The organism is Arthrobacter agilis (genome assembly GCF_002953615.1).
Classification (GTDB): domain Bacteria; phylum Actinomycetota; class Actinomycetes; order Actinomycetales; family Micrococcaceae; genus Arthrobacter_D; species Arthrobacter_D agilis_B.
The window spans coordinates 799,215-802,763 of the sequence record NZ_CP024915.1; the positions used below are offsets into that span (position 1 = coordinate 799,215).

Here is a 3,549-nt window from a genome sequence, read left to right on the forward strand (position 1 = left end):
ACGCGAGGACGTCGTCGGGCTCGATTCCGCCGTGATCCTTCCCCGCCAGGTCTGGGAGGCCTCCGGGCACGTCGAGGTCTTCAGCGATCCGCTCGTGGAGTGCCTGTCCTGCCACAAGCGCTACCGCGCGGACCACCTCGAGGAGGAGTACGAGGAGAAGAAGGGCCGCGCACCGGAGAACGGCCTCAAGGACATCACCTGCGCCAACTGCGGCACCAAGGGCCAGTGGACCGAACCCCAGGAATTCTCGGGACTGCTCAAGACGTTCCTCGGCCCGGTCGCCTCCGAGGAGGGCATGCACTACCTGCGCCCGGAGACCGCGCAGGGCATCTTCGTGAACTTCAACAACGTCCTCACCACCGCGCGCAAGAAGCCGCCGTTCGGCATCGGCCAGATCGGCAAGAGCTTCCGCAACGAGATCACGCCGGGCAACTTCATCTTCCGCACGCGCGAGTTCGAGCAGATGGAGATGGAGTTCTTCGTCGAGCCGGGCACCGACGAGGAATGGCACCGGTACTGGATCGACCAGCGCTTCTCCTGGTACACGGACCTCGGGATCAAGGCCGACAACCTGCGCCTCTTCGAGCACCCGCTCGAGAAGCTCAGCCACTACTCCAAGGGCACCACGGACATCGAGTACCGCTTCGGCTTCTCCGGCTCCGAGTGGGGCGAGCTCGAGGGCATCGCCAACCGTACCGACTTCGACCTCTCCACGCACTCGAAGCACTCCGGCACCGACCTCGGGTACTTCAACCAGGCGACCAACGAGCGCTACACGCCGTACGTGATCGAGCCGGCGGCCGGCCTGACCCGCTCCTTCATGGCCTTCCTCGTGGACTCCTACACCGAGGACGAGGCGCCCAACGCCAAGGGCGGCGTGGACAAGCGCACCGTGCTGAAGCTCGATCCGCGCCTGGCCCCCGTCAAGGCCGCCGTGCTGCCGCTCAGCCGCAACGAGGACCTCTCCCCGAAGGCGAAGGACCTCGCGGCGCAGCTGCGCAAGGGCTGGAACATCGACTTCGACGACGCCGGGGCCATCGGCCGCCGCTACCGCCGCCAGGACGAGATCGGCACGCCGTTCTGCATCACCGTGGACTTCGACACGCTCGAGGACCAGGCGGTGACGATCCGCGAGCGCGACACCATGGCCCAGGAGCGCGTGTCCCTCGACCAGGTGCAGGGATACCTCGCCGCGCGCCTGATCGGAGCCTGATGGCCCTCGAATACCGCGCCTGGCAGGAGGGGGACGACCTCGAGCTCATCCAGCTCTGGGGCGGGCCCGAGTCGGCGGCGGCCGAGCAGTTCCGCGGATCCTTCCGCACGCCGTCGGACAGCCCGTGGAACCGCTGCATCACCGTGGTCGACCAGGGCATCCCGGTCGCGGCCGGCTGCGTCTACGGCGCGGCGCTCCACCCGGACCGGCTCTGGTGCTACATCGAGGTCGCCGAGGACCACCGCAGGGCAGGCGTCGGCTCGACACTCCTCACGATGCTCCAGCACGAAGCGGCCGCCTCGCCGTCGGGCGTCACGGCGCTGCGCTCGAAGGTGACGCCCGGGACCACGGGCGCCGCCTTCGCCCGGGCGACCGGCTTCGGCACCCTCCAGCGTTCCCGGCTCGTCGTCGTCGGGCCGGGGGCGCTCGCTGCCCCCTCCTTCGACGACGCCGCCGGCCCGCAGCTCGAGGAGGCGGCCACCGGATCCGTGGAACTGACGCGGGCGCTCGCGACCTTCTACGAGTCCGTGCACGCGTGGGACCGCGCGGACATCAGCCTGGGCCGCGCGCAGCAGCTGTTCCTGGGCGATGTGAGCGGAGCAGGCGGAGCGATCGTGCTGCGTGACCGGCCGAAGGCCGACGGCGGGGCCATCGCGGCCTTCGCGGTCAGCTACACGCAGGCCCGGACCGACGACCCGGCGGACGTCCTGCTCGGCTACGACACGACGCTCGCGCCGCAGGAGCAGCAGGCGGCCGTCGCCACCATGATCGCCATGCTCGTGCACCAGTACCCCATCCAGCTCGAGGTCGACGACTCCATGGAGGCGCTGGTCGCCGTCGTCGAACCGCTGCTGGCGACGGGCGCGGCCCGGCTCGCCGGACCGGAGACACTGGTGGTCGCGACGGCCTGAGCGCCGGAAGCGGCCGGACACCACGGGCGCCACGCGACCGTTCGACGACAGAGAGGGCCGCTCCCGGTCCGGCGACCAGGAGCGGCCCTCCGTCGTCCCGCTGCGTCAGCCGCGGTCGTGCCGGCCGGCCTTCCTGTCCGCGATGTCGGCCGCCTCGCGCTCGGCGTCGGTCAGGGCGCTGCCGCCGAGGTGCGCAGGCATCCACCAGGCACCCGGCCCGGGGGTCAGCGGGAAGTCGGCGATGCACGTCGTGATGCCGTCCTGCAGCTCCTGGCGCAGCTTCTCCGTCTCCTCGGCGACGTCGAGCCCGGGCGCATGGTGGATGGCAGGGCCGATGTGGACGCGGACGGGGGACTTCCAGGCCCGACGGACGGAGAAGCCGTGGCCGCGCGTCAGCAGCCTGTGCGCTCCCCACACGGAGATGGGGATGACCGGGACGCCGGCTTCGGCGGCGAGCCGTACGGGGCCGGTCTTGAGCTCGCGGACGGTGTAGCTGCGGGACACACCGGCCTCCGGCAGGACCGCGACGTACTCGCCGGCGCGCAGCTTCGCGAGGGCGTCGTCGTATGCCTGGGCACCCGCCTTCCGGTCCGTGACCACGTGGCCGAGGCCGAACACGAAGGGGCTGACGAACCAGTGGTCCGCCGCACGCTTGGAGATCAGGTACCGCGCCTGGATGCGTGCATGGTTCCACAGGACCAGTTCGGCGAAGGCGAAGTCGAGGTACCCGAAGTGGGTGATCGCGACGACGGCGCCGTGCCCGGGCACCGCCTGACGCGAACGCCCGTCGAGGGGATCGGAGTCCGGCAGGTTCTCGGTGCCGGTGACCCGGACCTGCAGGCGGAGGGCCGCGAAGACGGTCTTGCCCGCGTACACCACGAACCGGTACATGCGGTCGCTCTGCCGCGGCTTCCATCCCATGGTCCGTTCCCTCTTCCGGTCGTCGGAGCGAGCGGAAGGGCCCGCTCGTACCGTGTCTGTACCCTTTGTACCCCGCCCGGCCGGACCTACGCCCGCCGGACCGTGCTTTTCCTGGGCGGGGGGCCGGCACCCAGGTACACGGTCCGCACCCGGACCCGCACCCGTACCGGACGCGGGACTCAGGCGGTGATGCCGAGCGGATCGGGAGCACGGTAGAGCCGGGCGGACGCCTCGAGCCGGCGAGCGTCGACGGCGGCACCTGTGTCGTCGGCGAAGCGGCTGAGGAGGAACGACGTACTCAGGCCGTGCCACACGGGGACGCTGCGCACCATGAAATGGCCTGCTCCGAGCATGCGCACGTAGTGGACGTCCCGGGCCACGCCCTGGGCGCGGCGGGCGAAGGACAGGGACGCCGTCGGACTCGTCCACCGGTCCTGGTCACCATGCAGGATGAGGACGCTGCGGTCCCGCAGGGGTTCGACGGCGCTGGTCGGTCCGAGCCAC

General features: G+C 70.8%; 3 protein-coding genes and 1 pseudogene. 2 read left to right on the plus strand and 2 right to left on the minus strand.

Annotated elements, in window-relative coordinates:
- Window positions 1-1,213 (plus strand): glycine--tRNA ligase (locus CVO76_RS03865; RefSeq protein ID WP_244186174.1); only part of this gene is annotated, 1,213 nt, incomplete at its 5' end.
- Window positions 1,213-2,124 (plus strand): GNAT family N-acetyltransferase, encoded by a 912-nt coding sequence (locus CVO76_RS03870; RefSeq protein WP_208740743.1) that lies wholly within the window; start codon window positions 1,213-1,215, stop codon window positions 2,122-2,124. The genes CVO76_RS03865 and CVO76_RS03870, both read left to right, overlap by 1 nt.
- Window positions 2,125-2,229: 105 nt before the next feature.
- Here CVO76_RS03870 and CVO76_RS03875 read toward each other — a convergent pair whose 3' ends face one another.
- Window positions 2,230-3,045 carry a lysophospholipid acyltransferase family protein gene (locus CVO76_RS03875; RefSeq protein ID WP_208740745.1) on the minus strand — a complete coding sequence of 272 codons (816 nt, stop codon included), beginning with the start codon at window positions 3,043-3,045 and terminating at the stop codon, window positions 2,230-2,232.
- Between the two features lie 179 nt (window positions 3,046-3,224).
- Window positions 3,225-3,549, minus strand: a pseudogene (locus CVO76_RS03880) (alpha/beta hydrolase); the annotation flags it as partial.

Bases quoted from the DNA above. Each gene is read 5' to 3' on its own strand.
- CVO76_RS03870 (WP_208740743.1), top strand. From the start codon at position 1,213: ATGGCCCTCGAATACCGCGCCTGGCAGGAGGGGGACGACCTCGAGCTC.
- CVO76_RS03875 (WP_208740745.1), bottom strand. From the start codon at position 3,045: ATGGGATGGAAGCCGCGGCAGAGCGACCGCATGTACCGGTTCGTGGTG.